Consider the following 961-nt stretch of genomic DNA (forward strand, 5'->3'; position numbering starts at 1 on the left):
ATGAAAAGTTCCAGAACGATCCCGACTTCGTCGCCGAATTCGAGCGCGAGCTGAAGTATTTCGTCGGCCGCCCGTCGCCGATCTATCACGCGCAGCGCTGGAGCGAGATGCTCGGCGGCGCGCAGATCTACCTGAAGCGCGAAGACCTGAACCACACGGGTGCGCACAAGATCAACAACGTGATCGGCCAGGCGCTGCTCGCGAAGCGCATGGGCAAGAAGCGCGTGATCGCGGAAACGGGCGCCGGCCAGCACGGCGTCGCGACCGCGACGATCTGCGCGCGCTTCGGGATGGAGTGCGTCGTCTACATGGGCTCGGAGGACGTGCGCCGGCAGGCCGCGAACGTCTACCGGATGAAGCTGCTGGGCGCGACCGTCGTGCCGGTCGAATCGGGTTCGCGCACGCTGAAGGACGCGCTGAACGAAGCGATGCGCGACTGGGTCACGAATATCGAAAGCACGTTCTACATCATCGGCACGGTCGCGGGCCCGCACCCGTACCCGATGATGGTGCGCGACTTCCAGCGCGTGATCGGTGACGAGTGCAAGGTGCAGATGCCCGAGCTCGCCGGCCGCCAGCCGGACGCGGTGATCGCGTGCGTCGGCGGCGGGTCGAACGCGATGGGCATCTTCTATCCGTACATCGACGATACCTCGGTGCAACTGATCGGCGTCGAAGCGGCCGGCGACGGCCTCGACACGGGCCATCACGCTGCCTCGCTGATCGCCGGCAGCCCCGGCGTGCTGCACGGCAACCGCACGTACCTGCTGCAGGACGACAACGGCCAGATCATCGAGACGCATTCGGTGTCGGCGGGCCTCGATTATCCGGGCGTCGGTCCCGAGCACGCATGGCTGAAGGACAGCGGCCGCGCGCAGTACGTGCCGATCACCGACGCGGAAGCGTTGAAGGCGTTTCACGACTGCTGCCGGATCGAGGGGATCATTCCCGCGCTCGAGTC

Annotated in this window: 1 protein-coding gene; it reads left to right on the forward strand. The window is 66.2% G+C overall.

Annotated elements, in window-relative coordinates:
- Positions 1-961 (forward strand): tryptophan synthase subunit beta (gene trpB, locus JMF90_RS38495; protein ID WP_201326484.1); only part of this gene is annotated, 961 nt, incomplete at both ends.

Source organism: Burkholderia sp. E168m23, assembly GCF_016586125.1.
GTDB lineage: Bacteria > Pseudomonadota > Gammaproteobacteria > Burkholderiales > Burkholderiaceae > Burkholderia > Burkholderia orbicola.